2 protein-coding genes are annotated in these 2,687 nt (G+C 59.4%); both read left to right on the top strand.

Features of this window, described 5'->3' with window-relative positions:
* Positions 1 to 114 precede the first annotated feature (114 nt).
* Positions 115 to 1,473 (top strand): nucleobase:cation symporter-2 family protein, encoded by a 1,359-nt coding sequence (locus tag Q0341_RS03520; RefSeq protein ID WP_299510599.1) that lies wholly within the window; start codon positions 115 to 117, stop codon positions 1,471 to 1,473.
* A gap of 159 nt (positions 1,474 to 1,632) precedes the next feature.
* A partial coding sequence (locus Q0341_RS03515; RefSeq protein WP_299510597.1) for a malic enzyme-like NAD(P)-binding protein occupies positions 1,633 to 2,687 on the top strand: 1,055 nt, incomplete at its 3' end.

Here is a 2,687-nt window from a genome sequence, read left to right as displayed (position 1 = left end):
CCCCCTAAATTCCCTTAGATAGGCAGGGTTTCTACTGCATTGGAATGCCCTTTTTCGTCTTTAAAATTTGTATACACTTTTGTGTATTCATGAAAATACGAAACGGAGCAAGACATGACAGATCGTTCATTGGGCAGCCCAGAGCAGCTGCGAGACCCTGACTACACCCCGCCTTTGGGCAAGGCCGTACCGCTGGGCATCCAGCATGTGTTGGCCATGTTTGTGAGCAACGTGACGCCCGCCATCATCGTGGCGGGCGCGGCTGGTTTTGGCTTCGGCTCCAATTCGCCAGACTTCCACAACATGGTTTACATGATTCAGATGTCCATGTTCTTGGCGGGTGTTGCCACGTTGTTGCAAACCGTGGGCATTGGCCCCGTGGGTGCACGCTTGCCCATCGTGCAGGGCACCAGTTTCGCCTTCATCCCGATCATGATCCCGGCCGTTGCAGGCGCGGGTGTAGCGGGCATGGCCGGTTTGATGACGGGCGTGGTCATCGGCGGCATCTTCCACTTTTTCATAGGCACGTTCATCGGGCGCATTCGCCATGCGTTGCCGCCACTGGTCACCGGGTTGATCGTGTTGATGATTGGACTGGCGCTGGTCAAGGTGGGCATTGAATACGCCGCTGGCGGCGTGCCTTTGAAGGGCAAGCCTGCCTTTGGCAATTTGGAGAACTGGTCCATCGCCTTGGTGGTGATTGCCGTGACTTTGCTGTTGAAGTTCTTTACACGCGGCATGGTGTCTGTGGCCGCAGTTTTGCTGGGCATGGTGGCTGGTTACGCCTACGCTTTTGCCATTGGCAAAGTCAGCTTAGCGGCGGTGGGCCGTGCGTCCTGGTTCACGGCGCCCGAGCTGTTCAAGTTCGGTTGGGAAATCAACTGGGCCATCATCATCGGCATGTGCTTCATGGCCGTGGTGTCGGCGATTGAAACCGTGGGCGATGTCTCCGGGATCACCAAGGGCGGCGCCAACCGCGAAGCCACTGACAAAGAAGTGCAAGGCGCCACCTACGCCGACGGCTTGGGCACCGCAGTGGCCGGTTTGTTCGGCGGCTTGCCCAACACCAGCTTCAGCCAAAACGTGGGTTTGGTGGCCATGACCGGCGTGATGAGCCGCCATGTCGTGACCATGGGCGCTGTTTTCTTGATTCTGTGTGGCCTTGTGCCCAAGTTTGGTGCCGTGATCGCCAGCATGCCCATCACCGTGCTGGGTGGTGGCGTGATCATCATGTTCGGCATGGTCACCGCATCGGGCGTGCGCATGCTGTCTGAAGTCGACTGGAACAGCCGCAACATGGTCATTTTTGCCGTGTCGCTGTCCATCGGCTTGGGCTTGCAGATGGCACCAGAAGCGCTGCAGCATCTGCCTGACACTGCGCGCATTTTGATGACCAGCGGCTTGTTCCCTGCCGCAGTGTTGTCCATCGTGCTCAACCTGGTCTTGCCCACCGATCTGGACGCCAAAACCTGAAGCTGGAGCCGGCCTGAAGGGCCTGCTCACTGCGTACAAAAGCCAAGCACAGCGCTTGGCTTTTTTGCTTTTTATGCAGGTAATCCGCAGGGTATTGGGCCCGCCAAATGGGTTACGCTTTCTAATTGATTCCCCTACTGAGCCAAAGAGACACTTTTCATGAGCCAAACACCACTTTCCCCCGCCGAAGAAGCCCTGCGCGATGCCGCCCGCGATTACCACCGCTTTCCCACTCGCGGCAAGGTCTCGGTCAACCCGACCAAGCCCCTGTCCAACCAACGCGATTTGTCGCTGGCCTATTCACCCGGTGTGGCTTATCCGTGTCTGGACATCGAGGCCGACCCGTCCAAAGCATTTGACTACACCTCGCGTGGCAACCTGGTGGCGGTGATCACCAACGGCACGGCTGTTCTGGGCCTGGGCGACATCGGCCCGCTGGCGGCCAAGCCGGTCATGGAAGGCAAAGGTTGCCTGTTCAAGAAGTTCGCGGGCATTGACGTGTTCGACATCGAGCTGGCTGAGCGCGACCCGGACAAGCTGGTGGACATCATCGCCGCCATGGAGCCCACGCTGGGCGGCATCAACCTCGAAGACATCAAGGCCCCAGAGTGCTTCTACATCGAGAAGAAACTGCGCGAGCGCATGAACATCCCGGTCTTCCACGACGACCAGCACGGCACCGCCATCATCGCATCGGCCGCCATGCTCAACGGCCTGGAGCTGGTGGGCAAAGACATCGGCAGCATCAAGCTGGCCGTGTCGGGCGCAGGCGCAGCTTCAATTGCCTGCCTGGACGTGATGGTGGGCTTGGGCGTGAAGGTCGAGAACATTTTTGTGTGCGACTCCAAGGGCGTGATCTACGAAGGCCGCCCCGGTGGCTACGACGAGTCCAAAGCGCGCTACGCCCAAAAGACCGACGCTCGCACCTTGGCCGATGCGGTCAACGGCGCGGACGTGTTCCTGGGCTGCTCGGCCCCCGGTGTGATGACGGTGGACATGATCAAAACCATGGCGCGTGACCCGGTGATACTGGCGCTGGCCAACCCCGAGCCCGAAATCCGCCCCGAGCTGGCCAAAGCCGCCCGCCCCGATTGCATCATTGCCACCGGCCGTTCGGACTACCCGAACCAAGTCAACAACGTGCTGTGTTTCCCCTACATTTTCCGGGGCGCACTGGATTGCGGCGCGACCAAAATCACCGAAGCCATGAAGCT

It is taken from the genome of uncultured Limnohabitans sp. (genome assembly GCF_937889215.1).
In the GTDB taxonomy this organism is placed as follows: Bacteria; Pseudomonadota; Gammaproteobacteria; order Burkholderiales; family Burkholderiaceae_C; genus Limnohabitans_A.
The sequence above is the reverse complement of the archived record's forward strand: the minus strand, read 5'-3'. Positions and strand labels throughout refer to the sequence as shown.